The 25,199-nt window shown below is 64.2% G+C and carries 22 protein-coding genes and 1 tRNA gene; 14 read left to right on the forward strand and 9 right to left on the reverse strand.

Annotated elements, in window-relative coordinates; all coding sequences use genetic code 11:
• The first annotated feature begins 2 nt into the window (after window positions 1-2).
• The 4 genes from efeO (at window position 3) to KVY23_RS25250 (ending at window position 3,699) form a co-directional block, all read left to right on the forward strand.
• On the forward strand, window positions 3-1,142 hold the full coding sequence (gene efeO, locus KVY23_RS04440; protein WP_230555467.1) for an iron uptake system protein EfeO: 1,140 nt from the start codon (window positions 3-5) through the stop codon (window positions 1,140-1,142).
• On the forward strand, window positions 1,123-2,373 hold the full coding sequence (efeB, locus tag KVY23_RS04445) for an iron uptake transporter deferrochelatase/peroxidase subunit (RefSeq protein WP_230555468.1): 1,251 nt from the start codon (window positions 1,123-1,125) through the stop codon (window positions 2,371-2,373). The genes efeO and efeB overlap by 20 nt, the downstream gene beginning before the upstream one ends.
• A gap of 221 nt (window positions 2,374-2,594) precedes the next feature.
• The gene (locus tag KVY23_RS04450; RefSeq protein WP_206510227.1) at window positions 2,595-3,236 is read left to right on the forward strand and encodes a dihydrofolate reductase family protein; all 642 of its coding nucleotides are present in this window, start codon (window positions 2,595-2,597) and stop codon (window positions 3,234-3,236) included.
• Between the two features lie 106 nt (window positions 3,237-3,342).
• Entirely contained in the window at window positions 3,343-3,699 is a 357-nt protein-coding gene (locus KVY23_RS25250) for a DUF3558 family protein (protein ID WP_363324669.1), read from the forward strand.
• A gap of 350 nt (window positions 3,700-4,049) precedes the next feature.
• On the opposite strand, the gene KVY23_RS04455 is transcribed toward KVY23_RS25250, so the two are convergent.
• The 4 genes from KVY23_RS04455 to KVY23_RS04470 all read right to left on the reverse strand — a co-directional run bounded on the left by KVY23_RS04455 (window position 4,050) and on the right by KVY23_RS04470 (window position 10,331).
• Complete coding sequence (locus KVY23_RS04455; RefSeq protein WP_075837205.1) at window positions 4,050-4,961, reverse strand: MazG family protein; 912 nt, start codon at window positions 4,959-4,961, stop codon at window positions 4,050-4,052.
• Complete coding sequence (gene mfd, locus KVY23_RS04460; RefSeq protein ID WP_230555507.1) at window positions 4,961-8,599, reverse strand: transcription-repair coupling factor; 3,639 nt, start codon at window positions 8,597-8,599, stop codon at window positions 4,961-4,963. Before mfd ends, KVY23_RS04455 begins: the two co-directional genes overlap by 1 nt.
• Before the next feature lie 308 nt (window positions 8,600-8,907).
• Entirely contained in the window at window positions 8,908-9,546 is a 639-nt protein-coding gene (locus tag KVY23_RS04465; protein ID WP_230555469.1) for a ScbR family autoregulator-binding transcription factor, read from the reverse strand.
• 191 nt (window positions 9,547-9,737) lie between these two features.
• Window positions 9,738-10,331 carry a TetR/AcrR family transcriptional regulator gene (locus tag KVY23_RS04470; RefSeq protein ID WP_230555508.1) on the reverse strand — a complete coding sequence of 198 codons (594 nt, stop codon included), beginning with the start codon at window positions 10,329-10,331 and terminating at the stop codon, window positions 9,738-9,740.
• Between the two features lie 222 nt (window positions 10,332-10,553).
• Between KVY23_RS04470 and KVY23_RS04475 the strand changes: the two genes are divergently transcribed.
• The 8 genes from KVY23_RS04475 (at window position 10,554) to KVY23_RS04510 (ending at window position 18,065) form a co-directional block, all read left to right on the forward strand.
• Window positions 10,554-10,624, forward strand: a tRNA-Gln gene (locus KVY23_RS04475).
• A 53-nt stretch (window positions 10,625-10,677) separates the two neighbouring features.
• Window positions 10,678-12,162: a bifunctional UDP-N-acetylglucosamine diphosphorylase/glucosamine-1-phosphate N-acetyltransferase GlmU gene (glmU, locus tag KVY23_RS04480; RefSeq protein ID WP_230555470.1), complete on the forward strand. Its 1,485-nt coding sequence runs from the start codon at window positions 10,678-10,680 to the stop codon at window positions 12,160-12,162.
• Window positions 12,163-12,176: 14 nt separating this feature from the next.
• Window positions 12,177-13,142: a ribose-phosphate diphosphokinase gene (locus tag KVY23_RS04485; RefSeq protein ID WP_206510247.1), complete on the forward strand. Its 966-nt coding sequence runs from the start codon at window positions 12,177-12,179 to the stop codon at window positions 13,140-13,142.
• A gap of 148 nt (window positions 13,143-13,290) precedes the next feature.
• Window positions 13,291-13,917 (forward strand): hypothetical protein, encoded by a 627-nt coding sequence (locus KVY23_RS04490; RefSeq protein WP_075837206.1) that lies wholly within the window; start codon window positions 13,291-13,293, stop codon window positions 13,915-13,917.
• 25 nt (window positions 13,918-13,942) lie between these two features.
• Window positions 13,943-15,142 (forward strand): sensor histidine kinase, encoded by a 1,200-nt coding sequence (locus tag KVY23_RS04495; RefSeq protein ID WP_230555471.1) that lies wholly within the window; start codon window positions 13,943-13,945, stop codon window positions 15,140-15,142.
• Window positions 15,139-15,807, forward strand: coding sequence for a response regulator transcription factor (locus KVY23_RS04500; protein WP_294634661.1), 669 nt, complete (start codon window positions 15,139-15,141; stop codon window positions 15,805-15,807). The genes KVY23_RS04495 and KVY23_RS04500 overlap by 4 nt, the downstream gene beginning before the upstream one ends.
• A gap of 99 nt (window positions 15,808-15,906) precedes the next feature.
• Window positions 15,907-16,686 (forward strand): ABC transporter ATP-binding protein, encoded by a 780-nt coding sequence (locus KVY23_RS04505; protein ID WP_230555472.1) that lies wholly within the window; start codon window positions 15,907-15,909, stop codon window positions 16,684-16,686.
• A 2-nt stretch (window positions 16,687-16,688) separates the two neighbouring features.
• Entirely contained in the window at window positions 16,689-18,065 is a 1,377-nt protein-coding gene (locus KVY23_RS04510; RefSeq protein WP_230555473.1) for an ABC transporter permease, read from the forward strand.
• 31 nt (window positions 18,066-18,096) lie between these two features.
• On the opposite strand, the gene egtD is transcribed toward KVY23_RS04510, so the two are convergent.
• From egtD to egtA, 4 genes are read right to left on the reverse strand one after another with little or no spacing between them, the layout of a single operon-like run.
• On the reverse strand, window positions 18,097-19,071 hold the full coding sequence (gene egtD / locus KVY23_RS04515; protein WP_230555474.1) for an L-histidine N(alpha)-methyltransferase: 975 nt from the start codon (window positions 19,069-19,071) through the stop codon (window positions 18,097-18,099).
• 9 nt (window positions 19,072-19,080) lie between these two features.
• Window positions 19,081-19,815 (reverse strand): ergothioneine biosynthesis protein EgtC, encoded by a 735-nt coding sequence (egtC, locus tag KVY23_RS04520; protein WP_230555475.1) that lies wholly within the window; start codon window positions 19,813-19,815, stop codon window positions 19,081-19,083.
• Window positions 19,808-21,106, reverse strand: a complete 1,299-nt coding sequence (egtB, locus tag KVY23_RS04525; protein WP_374108687.1) for an ergothioneine biosynthesis protein EgtB — start codon at window positions 21,104-21,106, stop codon at window positions 19,808-19,810. Before egtB ends, egtC begins: the two co-directional genes overlap by 8 nt.
• A 35-nt stretch (window positions 21,107-21,141) precedes the next feature.
• A complete protein-coding gene (gene egtA, locus KVY23_RS04530) occupies window positions 21,142-22,398 on the reverse strand; it encodes an ergothioneine biosynthesis glutamate--cysteine ligase EgtA (protein ID WP_230555477.1) in 1,257 nt (418 codons plus the stop codon).
• 114 nt (window positions 22,399-22,512) lie between these two features.
• Between egtA and KVY23_RS04535 the strand changes: the two genes are divergently transcribed.
• On the forward strand, window positions 22,513-23,682 hold the full coding sequence (locus KVY23_RS04535; RefSeq protein ID WP_230555478.1) for an aminotransferase class V-fold PLP-dependent enzyme: 1,170 nt from the start codon (window positions 22,513-22,515) through the stop codon (window positions 23,680-23,682).
• On the opposite strand, the gene KVY23_RS04540 is transcribed toward KVY23_RS04535, so the two are convergent.
• Complete coding sequence (locus KVY23_RS04540; protein ID WP_230555479.1) at window positions 23,633-24,553, reverse strand: DMT family transporter; 921 nt, start codon at window positions 24,551-24,553, stop codon at window positions 23,633-23,635. The two genes, KVY23_RS04535 and KVY23_RS04540, sit on opposite strands and share 50 nt — an antisense overlap.
• A gap of 60 nt (window positions 24,554-24,613) precedes the next feature.
• Between KVY23_RS04540 and KVY23_RS04545 the strand changes: the two genes are divergently transcribed.
• Window positions 24,614-25,195 carry a TetR/AcrR family transcriptional regulator gene (locus KVY23_RS04545; protein ID WP_230555480.1) on the forward strand — a complete coding sequence of 194 codons (582 nt, stop codon included), beginning with the start codon at window positions 24,614-24,616 and terminating at the stop codon, window positions 25,193-25,195.
• The last annotated feature ends 4 nt before the right edge of the window (window positions 25,196-25,199 follow it).

Below are 25,199 nucleotides of genomic sequence, written 5' to 3' on the forward strand. Positions count from 1 at the left end.
CGATGCGTCGCACCACCTACGCTTTGACCGCCGTCGCAGTGCTCCCGCTGGCACTCGCCGGCTGCACCGAGAAATCCTCGTCCGAGACGAGCGCGGCCGACATCGCCGTCACTGCAACCGACACCACCTGTGAGGTCGCGTCGACCGAGGGCTTCACGGGCAACACGACGTTTCAGATCACCAACAACGGGAGCAAGGTCACCGAGTTCTACGTCTACAGCGAGGGCGATCGTGTCATGGGTGAGGTCGAGAACATCGGCCCCGGCCTGACGCGTCAGCTCATCGTGGCTTTGCCCGACCCCGGCACCTACCAAACCGCCTGCAAGGCAGGCATGGTCGGCGACGGCATCCGCACGAACTTCGTCGTCACCGGCGAGGCCGTGCGTCAGGCAGACGAGGACGGCCTTCTCGCCGAAGCCGCGACGGGCTACAAGCGCTACGTCATCAGCCAGGTCGACGCGCTACAGGACACCGTCGCCCAGTTCGTCGCCGCGGTCAAGAGTGGCGACATCGAATCCGCCAAGGCCCAATTCCCCATCACGCGTAGCTACTACGAGCGCATCGAGCCTGTCGCCGAGAGCTTCCCCGACGACCTCGACCCACGCATCGACCTGCGAGAGCCCGACGTCGAGCCCGGCGCCGAGTGGACCGGCTTCCACCGCATCGAGAAAGATCTGTGGGAGCAGGGACTGCAGCCCGATACCAACGCCATGGCCGACCGACTGCAGGCCGACATCGCCGAACTCGCCGACAAGATCAAGGCCGAGGATTTCACCATCGACCCGATCCAGGTTGCCGGCGGCGCTCAGGGCCTGCTCGACGAGGTCGCCAAGACCAAGATCAGCGGCGAAGAGGACTTCTTCTCACACACCGACCTGTGGGACTTCCAGGCCAACGTCGACGGTTCGCAGGCAGCGGTTGCCGCTGTGCGCCCGATCATCGACCAGAACGATGCAGAACTCGGCAGCGCGATCGACACCCGATTCGCCGAACTCGACGCCGAACTCGCCGAATACCGTCAGGGTGATGGCTTCGTGTTCTACGACACCGTCACCGAACCACAAAGGCAGGAGCTGTCGACCAAGATCGATGCGCTGTCCGCAGAAGTGAGTCAGGTGCAGGGTGTCGTTGCAGGACAGTAAGTCTGGCAGTTTTTCCCGACGGCGCCTCTTCGGTGCCGTCGGGGCCGGCGCGGCGCTGGTAGGCGCGGGAGCGGTCGGGGGCTATGCGGCTGGTAACTCGTCCCCCGATGCGGTATCGGACGTGGTGGACTTCCGCGGTGACCACCAAGCCGGCATCGTCACGCCAGCTCAGGACCGCATGCATTTCGTCGCGTTCGATATCACGACGGATTCGCGGGAGGAGTTCGTCGCTCTGCTGCGGGAGTGGACCGAGATGGCCGAGCGGCTGGTTCGGGGCGAGGAGACGTTCCCCGACGGTGCCGTCGGGGATGGGGAATACAAGGTCCCGACCGATACCGGTGAGGCCCTGGGGCTCGCGGCCTCGTCGTTGACGCTGACGATCGGGTTCGGGCCAGGACTGTTCGACAGGTTCGGACTCTCCGAGTTTCGGCCCGCCTCCTTGGCCGACCTGCAGCACTTCCCCGGCGACAACCTCGATGCCCGACGCTCCGGCGGTGACCTGTGCATCCAGGCCTGCGCCAACGACCCGCAGGTCGCCGTCCACGCGATCCGAAACCTGGCTCGTGTCGGCTTCGGCACAGTGTCGGTCAAATGGTCACAGCTGGGGTTCGGACGCACCTCGTCGACGTCGACCTCACAGGCCACACCGCGGAATCTGTTCGGGTTCAAGGACGGGACTGCGAATCTCAAAGCCGAGGACCCGTCGCTGCTCGAGGACTTCGTGTGGGTTTCCGATGCCGACGATCAGCCGTGGATGGCCGGCGGCTCATACCTCGTTGCGCGACGCATCCGCATGCTCATCGAGTCCTGGGACAGGACCACCTTGAAGGAACAGGAAAGGGTGATCGGGCGCAGCAAGGGGGTCGGCGCACCGCTCGGTTACTCCGACGAATTCGATCCGCTGGACCTGGACTCGACGGGCCCCGACGGGCCGTTGATCGACACCGCCGCACACGTGCGATTGGCCTCGAAGGAGGAGCTCGGCGGAGTGCAGATTCTGCGACGCGGCTACAACTTCACCGACGGGTCCGACGGCTTCGGGCACCTCGATGCCGGATTGTTCTTCATCGCCTACTGCCGCGATCCCCTGACCCAGTTCGTGCCCATGCAGCGTGCACTGGCCCGCAACGATGCGATGAACGAATACATCCAACACGTCGGATCGGCCGTATTCGCGTGTCCCCCGGGGTTGGGCGAGTCAGACTACTGGGGTTCGACCTTGTTCGGTTGAGGTTTGCTGCGGGCGGGCCGGAGCGAATGTCACATTCGGTCACTTTGGCCGGGCCGGAGCGAATGTCACATTCGGTCACTCAGAGTGTACGAATGGCGCATTCGCTCACCTCGGCGATAGCGAATGTCACATTCGGTCTCGCCGAGCCCATCGCGGCGATGAGTTTGCAGATGTTGTCGAGTCTGCATCTCGTAGGACACCATCGACGGCGGGAGTAGGCAATGCAGCAGTTAGTTCGGGTTCAGAATTTCGGGGTCTCCCGTGACGGAATCGCCGCGGGCGTCGACCAGAGCTTCGACAGCCCGTTCGGGCTCGACCATCAGGGGATGTTTGCGTGGGCCGGCGCCACCGCGAGCTGGCCGAACCGTACGGATCCTGGCGGCAGCCGCGGCCTCGACGACTACTTCACTCGCGATTTCTCCCACAACATCGGCGCCGAAATCATGGGCCGAAACAAGTTCGGACCGCAGCGTGGCCCCTGGGCAGATCTCGAATGGCAGGGCTGGTGGGGCGACGAGCCACCCTTCCATACGCCAGTGTTCGTCATGACCCATCACACTCGGCCATCGATCACGCTATCCGACACTACGTTCCACTTCGTGAGCGGCGAACCAGCAAGTGTGCTCCAGCAGGCGAAGGAAGCAGCACTCGGCCGCGATGTGCGACTCGGCGGCGGCGTCACCACCATCCGAGAATTTCTCGACGCGGATCTTGTCGACACCATGCACGTCACGGTCTCCCCCATCGAATTCGGGACGGGGCTCAAGCTCTGGGAATCACCCGACGAGCTCGACGACCGATTCGAGCACGAAGTCGTTCCCAGCCGAAGCGGAGTCGAACACCACCTGTTCTGGAGGAAGTAGCTCGGGGTTCCGGGGAGAGTTCGCGCCGCTGACGCAAGCAGCCCGATCCAGCGGCGCGAATGGAACCGAACTGTGGGGGCTTGCGTCCAACCTGTCGAGGAGATTCTTGGGCGACGAGGAGGACGTAACTCCAGGTTGGGACATTTGCACTTGGCAGAGTTCGTCACAACCAGCGTGGTACTTCTACTCTGTTTTCTTTTCCCCCAAGCACACGGTTCAGGACGTAGTCAAAGATGAACGAATTACAGAGTTGACCACTACAACGATCGATGGCCGCGACGCGAACCAATACAAGCTCGAAGTTGCAGAGTCCTCGGACTCATGCGACATCGCGTTTGCCACCCAATCAGGGGTAGCAACTTTCACTGCGTCGCGGAAGCGCACGCGGACGGACCCGGGTGATCTGTGCGCGATTGCCCGAAAGCACACCGAAGCGATCTCGTCGTCCCTTCCGCCCCCTTGAGTCGACTCACCCGAGGACATTCAAGTAGTCAAGGACATGCAGGCGGTCTTCCAGAAGTTCTTCACAGTATACGACGACACCGAGCACGATAATTCGATCGCGATTGGCCAGGCTGGGCCAAAGTAGGCCTACAACGGTGAGCGAATGTCACAGTCGGTCACCCCGAACCCAGCGAATGTCACACCGAGTCACGCAGAGTGTACGAATGCCCCATTCGGTCACTCGAGGTGAGCAAAGGTGACATTCGCTCACCAACAAACCGCAAACCCACCGCATCAATGGCACATTCATACGCCTAGACAGCTTCAATGTGCCATTCATGCCGAAAGGGCGGGCGACCAACACCCGAACTACCGCCGACCCCAGTTCTCGATCCATTCGATGGCAGACAAATGCCCGGGTTCGGCGCCGTGATTCTTCGCCGACTGCTCGGCCTCACGGATACGGCTGGCGAAGGTCAGTACGTTTCTGCGCAGCAGGTCTTCTGCACTTTCGCCGCCGTGGCTGTGGTCGAGGCCGATGTGCACGGTCCGCAGCTCGTCCGGTACGAGGTCCTCGGGTAGGCCGGCTTTGCTCGCCCGGGCGATCACCTTCTGCGCGAGAGCCAGAGCGGGCTGAGCCATCGCGATGCCGTCGAGGCAGGATTCTCGCGCCTTCTCCGACGCCTTCCGCTCTTCCCACGCTTTCTCTTGCGCCGCAACATCGATGGGACCGGTCGAACCGTCGGTGAGATGTGGGGTTCGGTGCGTCAGCTTGGCCACCAAGCCGGCTGCGACATCGTCGACATCGAAAGCATTCTCCGAGGCGTCCTGCGCGATGCGGGAGTGGAAGAGCACCTGCAGGAGGATGTCCCCGAGTTCTTCTTTGAGATCGAGCAGATTGCCGCTGTGGATGGCATCGAGTAGTTCGTAGGTTTCCTCGAGGAGGTAACCGCTCAACGATGCGTGCGTCTGCTGCGCTTCCCATCCGCCGATGGTTCGCAGTCGATCCATCAGCATCACGGCCGCGATCAGATCGTCTCCGGGGAGGTTCGGCGACGCAATGACCTGCTCACCCCGGGAGATGCGCGCCTGCACGTCTCGATTGCCAGGATCGGTGCTGACGAGTACCTCCGCAGAGCCGTCGGCATGCGCTGCCCCGGAGAACAACCAGCGCGTCCGAACGGGCACTTCCTCGGTGAATTCGACTATTCCACTGAGAAATTCGATGGCCTCGGCGGGCACCATCGTCGGCCGCAGAGGATCGAGCAGCACTACCGTCATCACACCTCCACAGTTTGCTCCAGCAACACCGACCTGGACGGTTTGCTGTCGAGGGACAGTATGAGGTCGGCAATGAACTGGACCAATTCGACATCGCGCACCCGCGCGGCACCGACGCCGCCGCCCTCCACCCGGGGCAGTGGCAACTGCACCACTCCGGTGGTCGCGCGGTAGGCCGCGCTGGGGTAGAGCCGCTTGAGACGGAGTTGCTTGGAGTCGGGCAGGTCCAACGGTGCGATCTTGACCTGTGTGCCACTGACATTGACGTCGGTGAGACCGTATTCTTTGGCGATCAGGCGCAACTTCGCGACGGAGACGAGCCGGCCGACCTCCTCTGGAAGAGGGCCGTACCGGTCGACCATTTCGTCGATGACGGCGGTGATTCCTTCCGAATCGGCGGCGGCCGCTAGCTTGCGGTACGCCTCGAGTCGCAACCGGTCGCTGGTGACGTAATCCGGCGGAATGTGAGCGTCGACGGGTAGGTCGATGCGCACCTCCTTGGGGGCATCATCGGTGGTGATCGGTCTACCGTCGGCGGCCGCACGGTATGCCTCGACAGCTTCGCCGACGAGTCGCACGTACAGATCGAACCCGACGCCTGCGACATGACCGGACTGCTCTGCGCCGAGAACGTTACCGGCGCCACGGATTTCGAGGTCCTTCATCGCCACGGCCATTCCAGCTCCGAGATCGGAGTTCTGCGAGATCGTGGCGAGTCGGTCGTATGCAGTCTCGGTGAGCGGCTTCTCGGGCGGATACAGGAAGTACGCGTATCCACGTTCACGGCTACGTCCGACGCGCCCACGCAACTGATGCAGCTGCGAGAGCCCAAGCGAATCACTGCGTTCGACGATGAGGGTGTTGGCGTTGGAGATGTCGAGTCCGGTCTCGATAATGGTGGTACACACCAGCACATCGGTCTCGCGCTGCCAGAATCCCTGCACCGTACGCTCGAGCGTTTCCTCGTTCATCTGCCCGTGCGCGGTGGCAACGCGGGCCTCGGGCACGAGATCGCGAATCTTCTTGGCAGCCTTGTCGATCGAGCTGACCCGGTTGTGCACGAAAAAGACCTGTCCATCGCGCAGCAGCTCACGACGAATGGCCGCAGCGACCTGCTTGTCGTTGTACGCACCCACGTATGTCAGGACAGGATGACGTTCCTCCGGCGGAGTGAGGATGGTCGAGAGTTCACGAATACCGGCCAAGCTCATCTCGAGCGTACGGGGAATCGGTGTGGCGGACATGGTCAGTACGTCCACGTGAGTGCGGAGCGATTTGATGTGCTCCTTGTGCTCGACGCCGAAACGCTGCTCCTCGTCGACGATGACGAGCCCGAGGTCCTTCCATGCCACACCGGTCTGCAGTAGCCGGTGCGTTCCGATCACGATGTCGACTGTACCGTCGGCGAGACCTGCCATGACCTGCTTCGACTCCGCACCGTGCGTGAAGCGGGACAGACCCTTCACTGTCACGGGGAACGCCGCCATGCGCGCGGTGAACGTCTGCAGATGCTGTTGCGCCAGTAGCGTTGTCGGCACCAGCACGGCTACCTGCTTACCGTCCTGCACGGCCTTGAACGCAGCTCGCACCGCGATCTCGGTCTTGCCGTAGCCGACGTCACCGAGAATGACGCGGTCCATCGGAACGGGCTTCTCCATATCGGCCTTGACCTCGGTGATGGCCGTCATCTGATCCATCGTCTCGGTGAAGCCGAACGCGTCTTCCATCTCCCGCTGCCAGGGTGTGTCCGGGCCGTAAGCATGACCGGGGGCGGCCTGCCGCGCGGCGTACAGTTGGACCAGTTCTCCGGCGATCTCTCGAACAGCCTTGCGGGCTTTGCGTTTGGTGTTGGCCCAGTCCGATCCACCGAGCTTGCTCAGTGACGGAAGCTCGCCGCCCACGTAGCGCGAGAGTTGGTCGAGCGAATCCATCGGCACGAACAGACGGTCACCGGGGTGCCCGCGCTTGCTGGGCGCGTACTCGATGACGAGGTACTCGCGCCGCGCACCGCCGATGGTGCGCTCGATCATTTCGACGAACCGGCCGATACCGTGCTGATCGTGCACGACGCTGTCGCCCGCGACCAGCGCAAGCGGATCGACCTGATTTCGCCTCTTGGCGGGCATCTTTCGGCCCTCGGCGGCCGCGACACGGTTACCGGTGAGGTCGCTCTCGGTGACGAGCACGAGTCCTGCGTCGCGCAGAATCAGGCCCTCGTGCAGGGTCGCGCACAGCACACTGACGACGTCGGGTAGCGGTTCGGCGCCCGATTCGATATGCACCGCAGGCACTTCGGCTTCACCGAGACGTTCCATGATGCGGGTAGCCGTGCCTGCACCCGCCACGGCGATGACAGCCCGACCGCCCGTGGACACATGCGCACGCAACATCGCGAACACGCCCGTCAGCAGTTCCTCGGAACCGCGAACCTCGGGAATCGACTCGACGACCAACTCGACCTCGTCGCCGCTGCCGGAGGCGAGTGGGCTGATGGTCCACCACGGCCGTCCGTGGGCCTGCGCGGACTCGCGAATCTGACGTAGCGACCGATACGCCGATGCCCCGAGATCGAGGCTCAGCCCGCCGAGGCTCTCGGTGTTGATCGCCGCCGCATCGAGCGGTGCCGCGCCGCCGACGGACGCCGCCGTCCACGACGCTTCGAGGAATTCCTGACCCGTACGCACAAGATCGGTCGCCCGTGTGCGAATCCGCTCGGGATCGCACAGCAGAACATGCGCGCCCGCGGGGAGTATGTCGGCGAGCAATTCGAGCTCACCCGGCTGTAGCAGCGGCAGCAGCGCCTCCATCCCTTCCACGGGGATGCCTGCAGAGAGTTTGTCGAGCATCTCGACAAGAGCGGCGTCGGCCTGATTGTCCGCTGCAAGAGCCGCTGCCCGATCACGGATTTCCGATGTGAGGATCAGCTCGCGGCACGGCGGAGCGATGACCGATTCGATCTCGACGTCCGCCAGCGATCGCTGATCCGCCACGGAAAAAGCACGAAGTTCGGTGACTTCGTCACCCCAGAATTCCACACGCACGGGATGATCGGCCGTCGGCGAGAAAATGTCGAGGATGCCACCTCGGACGGCGAACTCCCCGCGTTTTCCGACCATGTCGACGCGGGTGTACGCCAGTTCCACGAGCCGGTGGATGAGTCCGTCGAAGTCGATCTCGACGCCCACCTTCAATCCGATGGGCTCGATCTCACCGAGCCCGGGGGCCATCGGCTGCACCAGCGACCGGACGGTGGTGACGATGACCTGCAACGGCAGTCCGTAGTCCTTGTCCTCGGGGCGAGCCAGTCGACGCAGCACCTCGAGCCGTCGCCCGACGGTGTCCGCGCTCGGCGAGAGCCGCTCGTGCGGCAGTGTCTCCCAGGACGGGAACTGCGCAACGCCGTCGCCCAGCACCTGGCGCAATTCGGCGGTGAGGTCGTCGGCCTCACGCCCTGTTGCTGTGACGACGAGAACCTGCGCGCGGGCGGCGATGGCCGCGGTGACGAATGGCCGGGACGCGTTGGGGCCGACAAAGGTGCGCTCGGCGGCGCCGACCGCCTCGGTGACGGACGAGAGCGAGGTGTCCCTCAGCGCGAGACCGACCAGCCCTGACAACGCCAGGTGCGGGTCGGGAAGGATCGTCGATGCGGCAGCCGAGGAGGAAGCAGCGGTATCCGGCAAGGAATCGGAAGACAACAGCGATGCTCCTGAAGCGAGTAGACACGACGGCTGCGAATGATGCAGTGACGCTGATACGACGCCGACGCCGATGAGGCGTGCGGCAAGTCGAGGTCGAGTCTATGGGAGCAGCACGACCTCGCGGCAGCCGGGACCGAACGGGAGCTCAGGCCGAATGCACCAGGACGAGGCCGGCTCGAGACGACACCACGCCGATCGACACCCGCCTGATCGAACTGCTGCCTCGAGCTTCCTCGAGGAGCCAGACGCTAGTGGCGGATGACCCGGCGGGCAGCGAACTCGCGGAAGTACTCGACCTTGCCCGGCGTCACGAGGGACGGGAGAAGGTAGTACCAGAGGCGCTCCATGCGAGCGGGCAGTTCATCGGTCGTCGAGGTGGCGACGGCAACCATGTGCGCACCGGTCAAGATCTCGAGAACGAGTGCTCCGATGGTCTTGGAGTCGGCGTCGGCGTCGAGGTCGCCCTGCTTGATGGCCTTGGCTGCGAGGTGGTCGAAGGCCTCGCTCCACCCAGCCATCACATTGCCCTGCGTGCCGCGGTAGTCACCGATCTGATGGCTGAGGCGCAACATCGCCGACACCATCGGGTCGCTGACCGACATATCCACCACGATGTAGGAAATGCCGATTGCCGCCTCGAGGGCCGGGATGCGGCCGTCGTTGAACTGCTTGCACGCTGTCACGAGCCGAGAGTTGCCCTCGTCGATGACGGCACGCGCCAGTTCTTCCTTCGAGCCGAAATGGAAGTAGAGAGCGCCTTTGGTCACCTGGGACTGAGAGATGATTTCGCTGAGGCCCGCATTCGCGTAGCCGAGGCGCAGGAACACATTTGCGGCTCCCGACAGCACGGTGTCGCGAGTTATCTCCGCGCGGGCCTGTCTGACCATTGGATCCGCCTTCGCAATACTGGACTGTCACTGCGCAAATTACGATCGAACGGTACCACCCAGTGACATTCTCGCCTTGATCTACTAGCTCCGGTCTGGACAAGTAGCCAGAGCCTGTGTGATACAGGTCTCAATGTACTGCAAATCACACGCTACCCGCTCTTTAACGTGTCCGCGGAAAAATCGACCGCTCATTCGCCCCCCAATTGCGGGACGGCCTCCAGATTGGTGAGTCCGTTCCAGCACAAATTGACGACGTGAGCGGCAACCACTTCCTTGGACGGCTCTCGAACGTCGAGCCACCACTGCGCCGTCATCGACACCATCCCCACGAGCGCCTGCGCGTACAGCGGCGCGAAACCGGCATCGAACCCGCGACGCGTGAAATCGCTGGCCAGGATGTGCCCGACCTGGCTCACCGCATCATTGAGCAACGACGAGTACTTACCGTCGGGCGCCGCGACCGGTGAATCGCGGACGAGGATGCGGAATCCGTCGGTGCGGTCCTCCACATACGTGAGCAGCGCAAGCGCGACACGTTCGACGCGAACGCGGGAACGATTCTGCGACAAAGAGGACGTGATCATCTGCAGCAGCGTCGACATCTCCCGGTCGACGATGACCGCGTACAGACCCTCCTTCCCGCCGAAGTGCTCGTAGACCACCGGCTTGGACACGCTCGCTCGGACCGCGATCTCTTCCACGGAAGTCGCTTCGTAGCCACGCTCGGCGAACAGCGATCGGCCGATCTCGATCAACTGCTCACGCCGCTGCGTCCCTGTCATTCGGACGCGTGGCACCTTCTCGGGTTCGGTCAACAGGCCCTCCGATGGTTTGCGCTCGTCCCCCACCGCATCAAGGGTAGTGCGACACGAGGGCACGAAACACCGGGAGTGGTTCGACCTACGGCCACATCTCATGCGAGACTCGTTGCGCTCGGCGGGAGAGCCGCGCCGTAGTCTGTTGGATACAGGCCACCGGTAGCCGGAGAAACCGCTGGTCCACGATCCGCCGTGGTGTAATGGCAGCACCTCTGATTTTGGTTCAGATAGTTCAGGTTCGAGTCCTGGCGGCGGAGCGAGAAGTATCTGCCTTTCACAACTAGTTCGCGAATGTCGCCAAGGAGATCCGTTGCAGTTGCACACCGCCGTGGTCGTTCTCGCTGCGGGTGCAGGCACCCGGATGCGATCGAAGACCCCGAAGGTACTGCACCCTCTGGCCGGCCGCACGATGCTCGCGCACGCGCTCTACGCCGCCGCTGACCTAGCTCCGGACCACCTCGTCACCGTCGTCGGGCACGATCGCGAACGCGTGAGCGAATCCGTCACCGAAATCGGCTCCGAGCTGGGCCGAACCATCACGACATCGGTACAGGAGGAGCAGCTCGGCACGGGCCACGCAGTGCAATGCGGCTTGCGCGCGCTGCCCGACGACTTCGTCGGCACCGTTCTGGTGACCGCCGCCGACGTCCCCCTGCTCGACGGTCACACCCTCAAGGCCCTGCTCGACGAGCATCTCAGCGCGCCCAAGGCCGCCGCCGCCACAGTGCTCACCTTCGTGCCCGCCGATGCCAACGGATACGGCCGCATCGTCCGTACCGGTGACGGTGAAGTCGCCGAGATCGTCGAGCACGCCGACGCCAGCCCGGCCCAGATACTGATCGACGAGGTCAACTCCGGTGTCTACGCCTTCGATGCGGTGGCGCTGCGTTCGGCCCTCGGCAAACTCAGCACCGCCAACGCGCAGCACGAGCTCTACCTCACCGACGTCGTCAAGATCAGCAAGAGCAGCGGCCTGCACGTCTATGGCACCCAGCTCGCCGATCCCGACCTGGTGATGGGCGTCAACGACCGGGTTCAGTTGTCCCACGTGACGGGCGTTCTCAACCGCCACATCGTGGAAAAGCACATGCGCGCCGGCGTCACCGTCGTCGATCCGGCCACCACGTGGATCGACATCGACGTCGTCATCGGCGCCGACGTCCGCATCGAACCGGGCGTGCAGCTGCTCGGCAACACTCACGTCGGCGAGGATGCAGTCGTCGGACCGGAAACCACCCTGCGCGACGTCGTCGTCGGTGCGCGCGCATCCGTCGTGCGCACTCAGGCAGACAAGTCCACCATCGGGCCCGGCGCCACCGTCGGGCCATTTGCATATCTTCGACCGGGCTCCGACATCGGCAGCAGCGCCAAAGTCGGAACCTTCGTCGAGACCAAGAACTCCACCATCGGCGACCACTCGAAGGTCCCGCACCTCACCTACGTCGGGGATGCGACAGTGGGCGAGCACTCGAACATCGGGGCGTCCAGCGTCTTCGTCAACTACGACGGCGTCAACAAGAGCCGCACCGTCGTCGGCTCCCACGTCAGGACCGGATCGGACAACATGTTCGTCGCCCCGGTCCACGTGGGCGACGGCGCGTACACCGGGGCCGGAACCGTGCTCCGCAACGATGTACCACCGGGGGCGCTCGCCGTCTCCGCTGGTTCCCAGCGCAACATCGAAGGCTGGGTGGAAAAGAAGCGCCCGGGCACAGCGGCAGCACATGCTGCCGCACGAGCTCAGGCAGCCGCGTCGGCACAGGCGCACGAATCAAAGGACGGCGAACAGAAGTGACCACCCCGAACTGGATGGACAACCAGAAGAACCTCATGCTTTTCTCGGGTCGAGCACATCCCGAGCTCGCCAAGCAGGTGGCGAAAGAACTGGGAGTCGAGGTCACCCCTCAGACCGCGCGTGACTTCGCCAATGGCGAGATCTTCGTGCGCTTCGAAGAGTCGGTTCGCGGCTCCGATGCATTCGTTCTGCAGAGCCACCCGTTCCCGCTCAACACCTGGCTCATGGAACAGCTGATCATGATCGACGCGCTCAAGCGCGGATCGGCCAAGCGCATCACCGCGATTCTGCCGTTCTACCCGTACGCCCGTCAGGACAAGAAGCACCGCGGACGCGAGCCCATCTCGGCCCGTCTCGTCGCCGACCTCCTCAAGACTGCCGGGGCCGACCGCATCATCACCGTCGACCTCCACACCGACCAGATCCAGGGCTTCTTCGACGGCCCCGTCGATCACATGCACGCCCACAGTCAGCTCGCCGATCACATCCGCAGCAAGTACAGCCTGCAGCACATCACCGTCGTCTCCCCCGACTCCGGTCGAGTCCGTGTCGCCGAGAAATGGGCCGACAGCTTCGACGGCGCTCCCCTCGCCTTCATTCACAAGACGCGTGATCCCCTCGTACCGAACCAGGTCAAATCCAACCGCGTCGTCGGCGACGTCGAAGGACGCACCTGCATCCTCATCGACGACATGATCGATACCGGTGGCACCATCGCAGGCGCCGTCAAGGTGCTCAAGGAAGCCGGAGCCGGCGACGTCGTCATCGCCGCCACCCACGGCGTGCTGAGCGATCCCGCAGCCGAGCGTCTCGCGAATTGCGGCGCCAAGGAAGTAGTGGTTACCAACACGCTGCCGATCACCGACGAAAAGCGCTTCGAGACGCTCACCGAGCTGTCGATTGCACCCCTGCTCGCCCGCACCATCCGCGAGGTCTTCGAAAACGGCTCGGTGACAAGCCTGTTCAACGGCTCCGCGTAGCCCCGCAATACCTTACGTTCGGTTTCTTGACCCGCTCCGCACATACCTACCCCTCGAAATGAGCTTGGTCACTCCGGTGATCGAAAAGCACTGCTCGACGGGGAGGGGTGTGCGGAGCGGGTTTCGTTGTAGCCTAAGATGAATCGTCGTGATCGACGCGCACACCATCTCCAGTCCAGCTGCAACTACCACCGCCAGAATCGCTCGTTGGACCCCAGGTGGGTGCGTCTGGTGCGGAAGCACCGACGCGATCGAGATGTATCGCAACGAACCCCGCTGCGGCCTCTGCCGCGAAAAAGAAGCCGTCATCGACGAGGCCAAGCACTTCATCGGGATGTACGGTCTGCGTCCCCTCGGCGGCACCCTCGCCTCCGACGACGAGGAAGAACGCGAGTACCGCGTCACCGCACGCGACGCCCGCGAGGTACTCAACCGCATCCGCCTCGAGAAGCTGCCCGACCCCGCTGCGGTGCGCAAAGCGTTGCGTCCCAGAGCGGCTGCATCGATAGCTGCAGCACCGGCATCGACCGCCGCATCGGCGAAGGCACCGACGAAGAAGTCGCAGGAAGGCGTCAGCGGCGTCGATTTGATCGAACTCCAGTCGCGCGGACAGAAACTCCTCGAACAGCTCACCGTCATCGACGAGCAGATCGCTGCACTCGACGGCTCGGCCGGACTACCGGCTCGCGCTCGGATGAAGGATCTCGACCGCCAGCGCGCTTCGATCATGGGTACGCTCGGCGCCCTCGAGAAGGCGCGGCGACGCACCAGCTAGTCGCCCTCGCTTCTAAGCTGAACCGGTGCTGAGAAAGCGACTGACCTCACCGCAGGCGATCGACATCGCCTATGCGGTCGTCTTCGTTCTGATCTTCTCCGCCTCCGCCACCGGAATGGTCGGCGCGCCCGGCTTGGTGGTACTGATCGGTTTCGGTGTCGCTCTGGCCCTTCGCCGCCGTTCACCGGCAGTGTCGTTGGCTCTGGCGTGGCTACTGGCCGTTGTTCAGATGGCCGGTTCCATCGTCAACCTGTCCACCAATGTCGCCGTCTTCGGCATCCTGTACGCCACGGCCGCCTACGGTGACCGGGTTCTACGACGCCTCGGATTGGCCTCCGCCATCCTCGGTGGCGCGATCGCAGCCGCCTATCTCACGTGGTGGAGTGTTGATCCGTTCATCTCCACAGGAGGCGAGCCCGGGGGCAGCATCGAGCAGTTCGCGATCACCCTGTTCGGACTGTGGGCCGCACTCGGCCTGTCCTGGGCACTCGGCCGACTGTCCTTCGCCAGACGGACTGCGATCGAATCGAGGCACGCGCGTGAACTCGCCGAGCTCGAGCAGGCCCGCGCGCAGAACGACATCGTCGTCGAGCAGGAACGCAACCGAATCGCACGCGATATGCACGACATCGTCGCGCACTCGTTGGCTGTGGTGATCGCGCAGGCCGACGGGGCGCGGTACGTGCGCACCGTCGATCCCGAAGCAGTCGACAACGCCCTCACCACGATCTCGGCTACCGCACGCGATGCACTCGGTGACGTCCGAGTGCTACTCGGCCAACTACGCCACAGCGAGGACGACCTCGCGACGCCTGCTCTCGCCGACCTCGGTGCGTTGATCGACAGAATGCGCGCCGCCGGGCTGCAGATCGACGCCACCCTGTGCGACGATCTGGTACAGGTCGGTGCTGCTGCGCAATTGGCACTCTTCCGCATCGCACAGGAGTCGTTGACCAACGCGCTACGACACGGCGACTCCACTCGTCCGGTGACGGTCACGCTGCAAAGCGAACACGACGGCCTCGAACTGATCGTGAAGAACACACCCGGAACAACCACCGAATCCCACTCACACGACGACCATCCACATCTCGGGCACGGGGTCGTCGGTATGCGCGAGCGTGCAACGCTGTCCGGTGGAGTCTGCACCTGCGGCATGGACGGCGACTCGTGGGTGGTCCGCGTGTGGATCCCCGCATCCACCACGAAGGGGAATTTTGAGTGAACGACCAACCGATCACGGTGGCACTCGTCGATGATCAGCAGCTCTTTCGCGCAGGCATACGGATGCTCATCTCATCTCAGCGCGACCTCGAGTTCGTCGGCGAAGCAGGCGATGGCGCAGACGGGATCGCGTTGGCGGCAACCGCCCGGCCGGACGTGATGCTCATGGATATCCGCATGCCCAACGTCGATGGAATCACCGCCACGGCTCGGATACTCGACAATGCCCGCCATAGCAACATCGAGCCGCCTCGCATCCTGGTACTGACCACGTTCGACCTCGACGAGAGTGCTGCACGAGCCATCAAGGCCGGCGCCAGCGGTTTCGTTCTCAAGGACGCAGATCCAGAATTTCTGCTCGCGGCGATCCGGACGGTACACGCGGGAAACTCGGTCATCGCGGCCTCGGCGACGACAGCTCTCCTGCAGCATTTCACCGACATGCCGCCCGCACCGCTGAGGCCGAAGGCGTTCGCTTCCCTCACCGCTCGAGAGGAAGAGGTCTTTCGATTGGTGGCGCGTGGTCTGAGCAATGCGGAGATCGCAGCGCACGAATACCTCAGCGAGGCAACAGTCAAGACGCACATCAGTCGCATCTTCACCAAACTCGGTCTACGCGATCGAGTTCAGCTCGTGGTGTACGCGTTCGAGCACGGACTGACCTGACACCGACGACTTCCGCGCCGGAAAAGTCATCCTCGAGATGTACGAGTGCACTACTGCAGCCTGATTCTTTCGCCGCCTCAGGCCCATAGCGTCGATGACATGACGAACACACTTTCACCGGTCGCCCGCGTGCAGCGCGTACGCAAGAGCTACGGCAGACCAGACGGCACCGACCGATTCGACGACACGAACAACACCGTCCATGCACTCGACGACGTATCTCTCGACATCCACCGCGGGGAATTCACCGCGATCATGGGACCTTCGGGATCCGGCAAGTCCACGCTCATGCACGTGATGGCAGGACTCGACTCCGTGACCTCCGGGCAGGTGATATTGGCCGACACCGACATCACCGAACTCGACGACGACGCACTCACCGCACTGCGACGCCGTCAGATCGGGTTTGTCTTCCAGTCGTTCAATCTCGTTCCGACACTCGACATTCGGGCCAACATCATGCTTCCCTTCGAGCTCGGCGGCCGCGAGCCCACCCCAACCGAGGCCGCCTGGGTGGAGCAGCTGATCACCACACTCGGCCTCGGCGAACGTACTGCCCATCTGCCGCATCAATTGTCGGGCGGGCAGCAGCAGCGCGTAGCCATCGCACGCGCGCTCGGATCGCGTCCACACCTGATCTTCGCCGACGAACCCACCGGCAACCTCGACTCCCGCACCGGCCGGGAGGTACTGGGCCTACTCGCAGCCGCGGTCCGCGAATACGGGCAGTCGATCGTCATGGTCACCCACGATCCTGTCGCCGCCAGCTACGCCGACCGCATCGTCTTCCTCGCCGACGGACGCATCGTCGACGAGCGTGGACGCTCCACCGCCCAGGAGATCTCGGGCTACATGTTGGCGATGGAGAGTGCAGCATGAGGATGGCTGCGAAGACACGATCGACAGGTCAAGGCGATCACGGAGCCAGCATCCTGGTGACGGCCCTGGCGTCCTTCTTCGGCGTTGTGCTGATTCAGGCGACAGCGTTCCTTCTCGACATCTTCGGTGACGATGGAGAGGGAGCGGTCGCCGTGGCGCTGTACTGCGTGGCGATGGTGTTCATTCTGTTGTCGCTGTACGTCGCGTCCGTGGTCACGGCCAACACCTTCGCGACCATCGTCGCCGGGCGGACGAAGACCATTGCGCTGCTGCGACTGCTGGGAGCCTCCGGTCGCGAACTCCGCCGCTCGGTCTCGCATGAAGGGCTCTCGGTGGGACTGTTCGGAGCCGCCGTCGGAGCGATCCTCGGCATCGCGACGAGCCACCTCGCCCGCTCTGTGGCCGTCGCCGCCGGCACACTCCCCGACGTCACCTACACCGTCGTCCAACCGCTGGTGGCCCTGCCGGTCGTCATCGTCGTGGGCACCACCTGGATGGCCTCGCACGTCGGGGCGAAACGGGTCCTGGAAGTGACACCCATTCAAGCCACGGGCGCCGTTGTCGACGCTCCCGGCGGCTCCGGTGAACGACGACGCGCCCGGGCCACGTTCTCGATCGTTCTCATCGCCGGTGGCACAGTGCTTCTGGGCCTCGGGGTCCTCATCGGCTCCCTCACGCCCGCAGGCGTTCTCGTGGCATTCTTCGGCGGCGCGGCCTCGTTCACCGGCATCATGGTCGGAGCGCACCACATCGTGCCGTGGGTGCTTCGACTCGTCGGACGCGCTTTCGGAAACACTCCGGCTGCACGGTTGGCCGCGGCGAACGCCACCCGATACCCCGAGCGCAGCACCCGAACCGCATTGGGACTGCTGATCGGAGTCACACTCGTGGTCACGTTCGCAGTCGCGACGTACAGCTACCGTGCCATGCTGCAGAGCGAGTTCGACGACGAATCGCTCGACCAGGTGATGGCAGTGACCGTGGGAATCATGTCCGGTCTCATCGGATTCGCGGGCGTCATCGCTGCGGTCGGCATGGTCAACAACCTGCTCCTGAGCATCATGCAACGGACCCGCGAACTGGGCCTATTGCGCGCACTCGGATTCACGCGCAAACAGATTCGCGGAATGATTCTCGCGGAAAGTGCCCAGATAGTGATCGCGTCCATGGGTTTCGGTCTGCTGCTCGGCATCGTCTACGGCTGGGCCGCAGCACAGTCACTACTCGGTTCGATCGCGCAATCGGGCGTGCAACTGCCGACGCTCCCGTGGGCCGTCATAGCGGGAACGATCCTGTGCGCAGGCCTACTCGCACTCGGCGCATCGCTGGTGCCATCGCGACGAGCCAACGCCATCTCCCCGATCGCCGCGCTTTCCTAGGCCACCGGTCGCGCGGCCGCGTGGTCCCGGGTTACTTCTCCCGGCACGCCAGGATGAGTGCGAATCTCTCCTGCGGATCGGTCCAGAACTCGTCGATGCGGAAGCCCGCGTCGACGAGTTCTCGGTCGATGCCCTCCCTGCGGAACTTCGCCGAAATCTCGGTGCGCAGTTCCTCGCCCTCGTCGAAGGAGACATCGAGTTCGAGGTCCGCGATATGCACATGCTGGGCGGTTCTAGCCCGAAGACGCATCTCGATCCACTCCTCCTCGGCGTTCCACAGCGCGACGTGCTCGAACTGCTGAGGATCGAAATCTGCTCCCAACCTCGTGTTGAGCACCGAGAGAACGTTGCTGTTGAACTGCGCCGTCACTCCTGCTGCGTCGTCGTACGCGGGGACAAGCACGCTCTCCTCGATGACCAATCCGACCCCCAGCAGCAGGAACTCCCCGCTCACCAGAGCCCGAGCGATGTCCGCGAGGAACCTCGCGCGCTCGTCCGGAATCAGATTGCCGAGAGTGCCGCCGAGGAACGCGATGGTACGACGACCGTCCGCGGGCAAATTCTGCAGCGTGTCGGTGAAATCGCTGACAATTCCCCGCACCCCGAGCGACGGGAATTCACGCGAGAGCTGATCGATCGCGCCTTCGAGCGCCGACGGCGACACATCCTGCGGCACGTACCGTTCCAACGATCCGTGTTTCAGCCCTGCGGTGAGCAGCAGCCTCGTCTTGTCCGAGGATCCGGAGCCGAGCTCGACGAGGATCGGCGCATCCGTTTTCTCCGCGATATCGAAGGCGTGCGCCTCGATGAGGGCGCGTTCGGTTCGAGTCGGGTAGTACTCGGGCAGTTCGGTGATGTTCTCGAACAGAGCGCTGCCGGTGGCGTCGTAGAACCACTTCGGTGACAGCCACTTCGGAGTCGCCGTGAGCCCCTGGCGAACGTCGGCACGCAGGTCCTCCAGCAATCTCTCCGGCGAAATGTGGACATCCAACGCAATATCGCTCACTGCTCTCCTTCAGTCGAGGTCTGAGATGTCGAAGTGGCCGGGCCGGGCGAGAACGAACTTGCGATCGTCCACGCCGACCCAGCCCCTGCGATCGTCGAGGGGCTCCGAGGCAACAGTCACCGAGTCATCGGCGCGCAGCACGGACAACGAATGATGCAGGGTGGTCGCGTAAAGGGCATTGCCGTCGCTGAGCAGCAAGTTCAGACGCGGCCTCTCGCAGACCGACAGAACCTGCGCCGTCAGCATGCGCAGCGCCTTCTCCGGGTCGTGCCGGCGAAGCAGGGTTCGCAGCAGCAGCCACAGCGCTGCCGAATCCGTCGGCGCGGCAAGGGTGAGCATCTCCGCCGCCGGCACCTCGGACATGATCTCGGCCATCGCATGCGGCCAGCCGAAGACGACGCCATTGTGGCTGAAGGCCCATGTTTCGTCGGTGAACGGGGCGCAGGCATTGCGCTCGACTGGCATACCGACGGTGGCGGACCGGACAGCAGCGAGCACGGCCGTCGATTCGATGCCGGTGAGTACGTCGTCGACCGCCGGGTCCGACCAGATCGGCATCGCGTTGCGGTAGGCGGTGACGCCAGCGGGCGTCCACCACGCTGCACCGAAGCCGTCGGCGTTGATGGTGCCGCCGCCGCGCATGTCCTTGGGCGCCCAGGACTGCACCCGCAACGAGTTGACGCCCTCGGTCAGGACACCGCCGACACTGCGGACCGGGCCCAGATAGCCGAGATGCCTACACACCCTGAACGTCCCGTGCGCACCGAAAGCCCGAAAATATCTGCCGACGAATGGGGTGATCCCAGTTGCGGAAGGTGCCCCGGCACGCGACCTCGTCCGTTCCGAAGGATCCACCGCGAAGCACCTTGTAGTCACCGCGTAGAAAAACCTCGGAGTACTCCGCGTACGGAAACGGCTCGAAGCCCGGGTATGGCTCGAAGTCCGAGGACGTCCACTCCCAGACGTCACCGATCAGCTGCTGGACGCCGAGCGCGGACGCACCGATCGGGTATGCACCGACATCTGCGGGTTCGAGATGACGCTGGCCGAGATTGGCGTGCGCCTCGGTGGGTTCGGACTCTCCCCACGGATACTTGCGAACGGTTCGTGTCGACGGGTCGAATCGCGCTGCTTTCTCCCACTCCGCCTCGGTGGGCAGACGCTTGCCCGCCCAGCGCGCATAGGCCTCGGCCTCGTAGAAGCACACGTGCACTACGGGTTGATCCGGGCGAACGGGTGCCGTGACACCGAATGCCCGACGCCACCAGGTGCCGTCGGCGTCGCGATCCCAGAACTGTGGGGCACGCAGTCCCTCGTCCTGTCGATGGGCCCATCCACGCTCGCTCCACAGCTCGGGCCGCTCGTATCCGCCGTCGGCGATGAATTCGACGTACTGGGCGTTGGTAACCGGAGCGATGTCGATCGCGAACGCGGAGACGTATCGGCTGTGCGCGGGCCGCTCGTTGTCCAGCGCCCACGGATCCAAGGTGGTGCCCATCGAGAACTCCCCGCCGCCGATGATCACTTCGCCCTGGGCGCGGATCTGGGCACGCGGCGCGGCCGGAGCATGCAACACAGCCGGGCCGCGACGCAGTTGGTGTGTTGCCAACATGGTCTCGTCGTGCTGCTGCTCGTGCTGGGCAACCATGCCGAAAGCGAACCCGTCACGCTCGAGCCTGCGGCCGTCCAACGGACTTGCACTGAGCACGTCCCACACCTTCTCGCGGACGGTCGCGACGTAACTGCGGGCCTCCTCCGGCGAGAGCAGCGGCAACGAGGGCCGGCTGGAACGGGAATGTTTGAACGCGTCGTACAGCTCGTCGATGTCCTGGCGTACCGCCTCGCGGCCGCCCACATCACGCACCAACCACAGCTCTTCCTGGTTACCGATGTGCGCGAGATCCCAGATCAGCGGGCTCATCAACGGCGAATGCTGTGCGAGGAGGTCCCTTTCGTCGACACACTCGGTCAGCGCGGCACTGCGGGCTCGGCTTCGGGTGAGGACATTCTCGACTGTGCTCCTCAGTTTTTCGATACTCGCCTGCTGTGAACTCGACTGTTGTGTGCTCGTCACACCGACTCCTTGTACGTCGACGGGCTTCGACTGTCCGTTGCATATCCATGGGCAGTATCGGCCGCCGGTGGGTCGCCGCGGCGGCATCGATCGGCCGCGGCGTGCAGCATGTCGCTGTGCTCCGCGCTGTTCTCGGCAGCCAGACGTAACAGTGCCTCGGCGTCCTCGCGCAACGACGCGTCGGACAAGCCGTCGCGTGCAGCGTCGACCCATCGATTCTCGGTCTCGCGCGCGAGAGCCGTCGCCCGGTCGGTGACGGCGGAATCCCCCAACAACGCTTCGAATGCAGCCGACGGCACCACCCACCCGCCCTCCGGTTGCGCATCCAGGTAGCGGATCTCGAGGTGACCGCACGCTCGGACGTGCGGGAACAGCGTGGTCAGGTGGTAGTCGAGATCGGCGACGGTGGCGGGCCGTCCGATGAGGGATGCGTCGTCGAGCCAGTCGGCAAAGCTCGCGTGGGCAGGTGCCGCCCAGTTTTCGTCGTCACTGCGGATGCACAGCAGCGGAACATCGAGCACCCAGCGTGCGTAGTCCGAAATCGGATCACCGGTATTAGGTACCTGTGTTCTGCCGGCGTCCAACTCCAGCCAGGTGCGCATGCGTTGCGATGCCCACTTCCCCGCGGGGGCGCCGCGTAGCTCGGGCGAGCACGCGAACGCGGCGACGAACGCCGGGCCGATTGCGTCGAGCATTCTCCATCGGCGGCCGACTTCCGCTCGGTCCGCACCGGCGTCGACGCTGACCTGCACGGCTGCGGTGTTGCACATCATCAGTTTCCCGAACGGCCCGATGGTGGTGAAGTGGTTCTCCATCGCGCAATAGCGCGGCAGAGCCAGGATTCGGTGGGCGTTGCGGCGACTGTCCGCAGGTACGGACGCCATGCCCAGCTGCGCGGCGCTCATCAGAGCCCTGACGACGCGGACGTCCGCATCCAACGCGCGCTGCAGTTCGGTCACCGATGCGTGGGGTGAGCTGGAGAGTTCTAGTTGGCCGCCGGGTTCGATTGTGACGGCGCTTCCGCCCGGCAACGTCAGGGCGGGTGAATCGGGTGCAATGGTGCGCGGGGTGTACTCCCCCAACGCAGCGGAGATCTGATGGAGCGAGGGCCGGTGGCCGTCGATGGTGCAGGTCAACCATTCGAGTTCGGCACCGATCAACTGCGGCGGGCCGAGCTTGAAACACACTCTGGACACGTAGGCCTCCGCGGCCGGCCGCGAGCTCAGTTCCAGGGACTTCTCGTTCGACGACATGTTCGCCTCCTGATCGTGCCCGAACCGCTCGGGTTGTGACAGCCTGTTTTCGACAGTAGCCAAGAGTTCAGCACAGCGCACCGACATCTTTCTCCGCTCCAGGAAGGCGCCGACATGTTCGATCTCGACCGAATACGCCACGACACACCAGCGGCCGAAACCTCGGTGTTCCTCGACAGCGCCGGGTCGTCGCTGCCACCGACACCCGTCGTCGACGCCGCCGTCGCACATCTTCGTCGGGAAGCCGTCGTCGGCGGCTATCGCGCTGCCAACGAGCGAATGTCCGATCTGGCGGCCGTCAAAACCTCCGTCGCGACCTTGATCGGTGCACAGGCCTCGGATATCGCTCTGAGCGACAGCGCAACCCGCTCGTGGAGTGACTTCTTCTACTCGATCCCACTGGCCGAGGGTGATCGCATCCTGCTGTGCGAGGTCGAGTACGCGTCCAATGCACTTGCCGCCCTGCAACGGGCCGCAGCGGTGGGCGCTGTCGTCGAGTTCGTGCCGAGCGACCCCACCGGTCAGATCGACCTGCAGGCGCTCGAGAACATGCTCGACGACCGGGTGCGAATTGTCTCGCTCGTGCACGCACCGACCAACGGGGGGTTGGTCAACCCGGCGCGTGAGGTCGCCGAGCTCGCCCACCGTCACGGCGCACTGGTGCTGCTCGACGCCTGCCAGTCCATTGGTCAGATCCGCGTCGACGTTGCCGAACTCGGCGTCGACGCACTCAGCGCGACCGGTCGGAAATGGCTGCGCGGACCGCGCGGTACCGGATTTCTCTACCTGCGTCCCGAGTTGGCCACCTCGCTCGAACCGCCGACGCTGGACCTGCACAGCGCGCAGTGGACCGGCGAGCGTGAGTACCGCCTCGCGCCCGACGCGACACGATTCGAATTCTGGGAATGCGACGTCGCAGCACGGCTGGCTCTGGGGACCGCCGTCGACTATCTGCTCGATATCGGCATCGACAACGTCCAGGACGCGGTGGCCGAACGCGCGGAGTACCTGCGGGCGGCCCTACGCAGCGTGAACGGAGTCACTGTGCACGACCTCGGCGAACGAAAGAGCGGCATCGTCTCGTTCACAGTCGACGGCGCAACTCCCACCGACGTGCGCGACGCGCTCGCCGAGAAGAACGTGACCGTGACAGTCAGCCACCGTCGGTCCACGCTCGTCGACATGACTCAACGTGGACTCGGTGCCGTCGTACGCGCGTCGCCGCACTACTTCGTCACGTTCGCGCAACTGGACGAGATGATCCACGCGCTCCGCGCCCTGTGAGTGGAAATACAGGACGGGCTATGGATTTCCACTCACCTAGGGAGGCGAGCGTGACCAGGACACCGATCATCGCGAGCCAGGTGACCCGGTCGCCGAACGCCAGGTACGCCCACACCATCGTCGTCGCTGGTGTCAGGTACAGCAGCGTGCTCACTCGCGTCGCACCGCTGCGCCGGAGGACGAACAGGTAGGTGCCGTACGCGCCGAACGTAGACAACACGACCACCCACGCCACCGCCGCCCAGAAACCTGCGGTCACCGGCGGAGCCGCGTCGCCTACCAGCAGACTCCACGCCATGAAAAGGAGGGCGCTGACGACGCTCTGCACGCACATCGCCAATGCCAGAGGCTCGGTCGTGGCCATCCGGCGTTCGAGGACGGTCCCGTAGGACAACGCAAGCATTGCAGCGATAGGGAGGACATAGACGGGCCACGAAACGGCCCCACCGCCGAGATCGCCCGCGACGACCAGGAAGACGCCCGCGAATCCGAACACGAGCGCGACGCGTCGCCCCACCGGGAACTGCTCACCGAGGAATCGACTCGACAACGCCGCCACGGCGAGCGGCTGCACAGCAGCGATGAGGGCTGCCGTTCCCGCGGGAACACCGAGTCCGATGCCGGTTACCAGGCAGCCCAGGTAGAGAAACTGCGCGAACACCCCGATTGCGGCTTGTCGACGGATCCCCCACCACGTCGGCCGGATACCTCGATACCAACACCACGCCAACAGGATCGCCGCGGCGACGACGTAGCGCCAGGCCAGCAATGTGTGTGCCGATGCGTATCCGGTGCCGATCTCCGCGCCGATGAATCCGGAACTCCACAGGATCACCAGCGAGATGCCCGCAGTCAGGTCGGTTCTTGTCATGGACAGCAGGTAACCACACCGGTCTGTATACTCGCAGTGCACCTGTGATCGGAGGCACACATGACCATGACCGAACGTCCGCTGACGCCGGCGGGCGAGCGCATACTCACCGTCGCCAGCAAGCTCTTCTACGAGCGCGGAATCAAGGCCGTCGGGGTCGACCTCATCGCAGAGGAAGCCGGGACCACGAAGAAGACACTGTACGACCGCTTCGGATCCAAGGACGGCCTCGTCATGCGCTACCTCCAGCGTCGCTACCAGTGGTGGTGCGAGTTCGTCCTCGACCACATCGCCACCCTCGAACCCGGCACCGAACGCATCCTCGGGGTGTACGACGCCCTGGATATCTGGATGCGTGAACATCATCGAGGATGCGGATTCGTCAACGCGTTCGCGGAGTTCGGAGGCACCGATCACCCAGCGCTCGAGGTGATCCGAGCGGAGAAGGCTTGGACCAGGTCACTGTTCGTCCGGCTCGCCTCGGAGGCGGGCTTCGGGTATCCCGAGACCCTCGGCACACAACTCTCTCTCGTCCACGAGGGCGCCGTGGTCATGAGCACCGCCGGGGCCCGCGAGGACGCGATCGACGTGGCCAGGTCGATCGCGCGATCTCTCCACGGCATGCACGATGCCTCTGGATGAAGTC

This window comes from Rhodococcus sp. I2R, assembly GCF_020889545.1.
GTDB lineage: Bacteria > Actinomycetota > Actinomycetes > Mycobacteriales > Mycobacteriaceae > Rhodococcoides.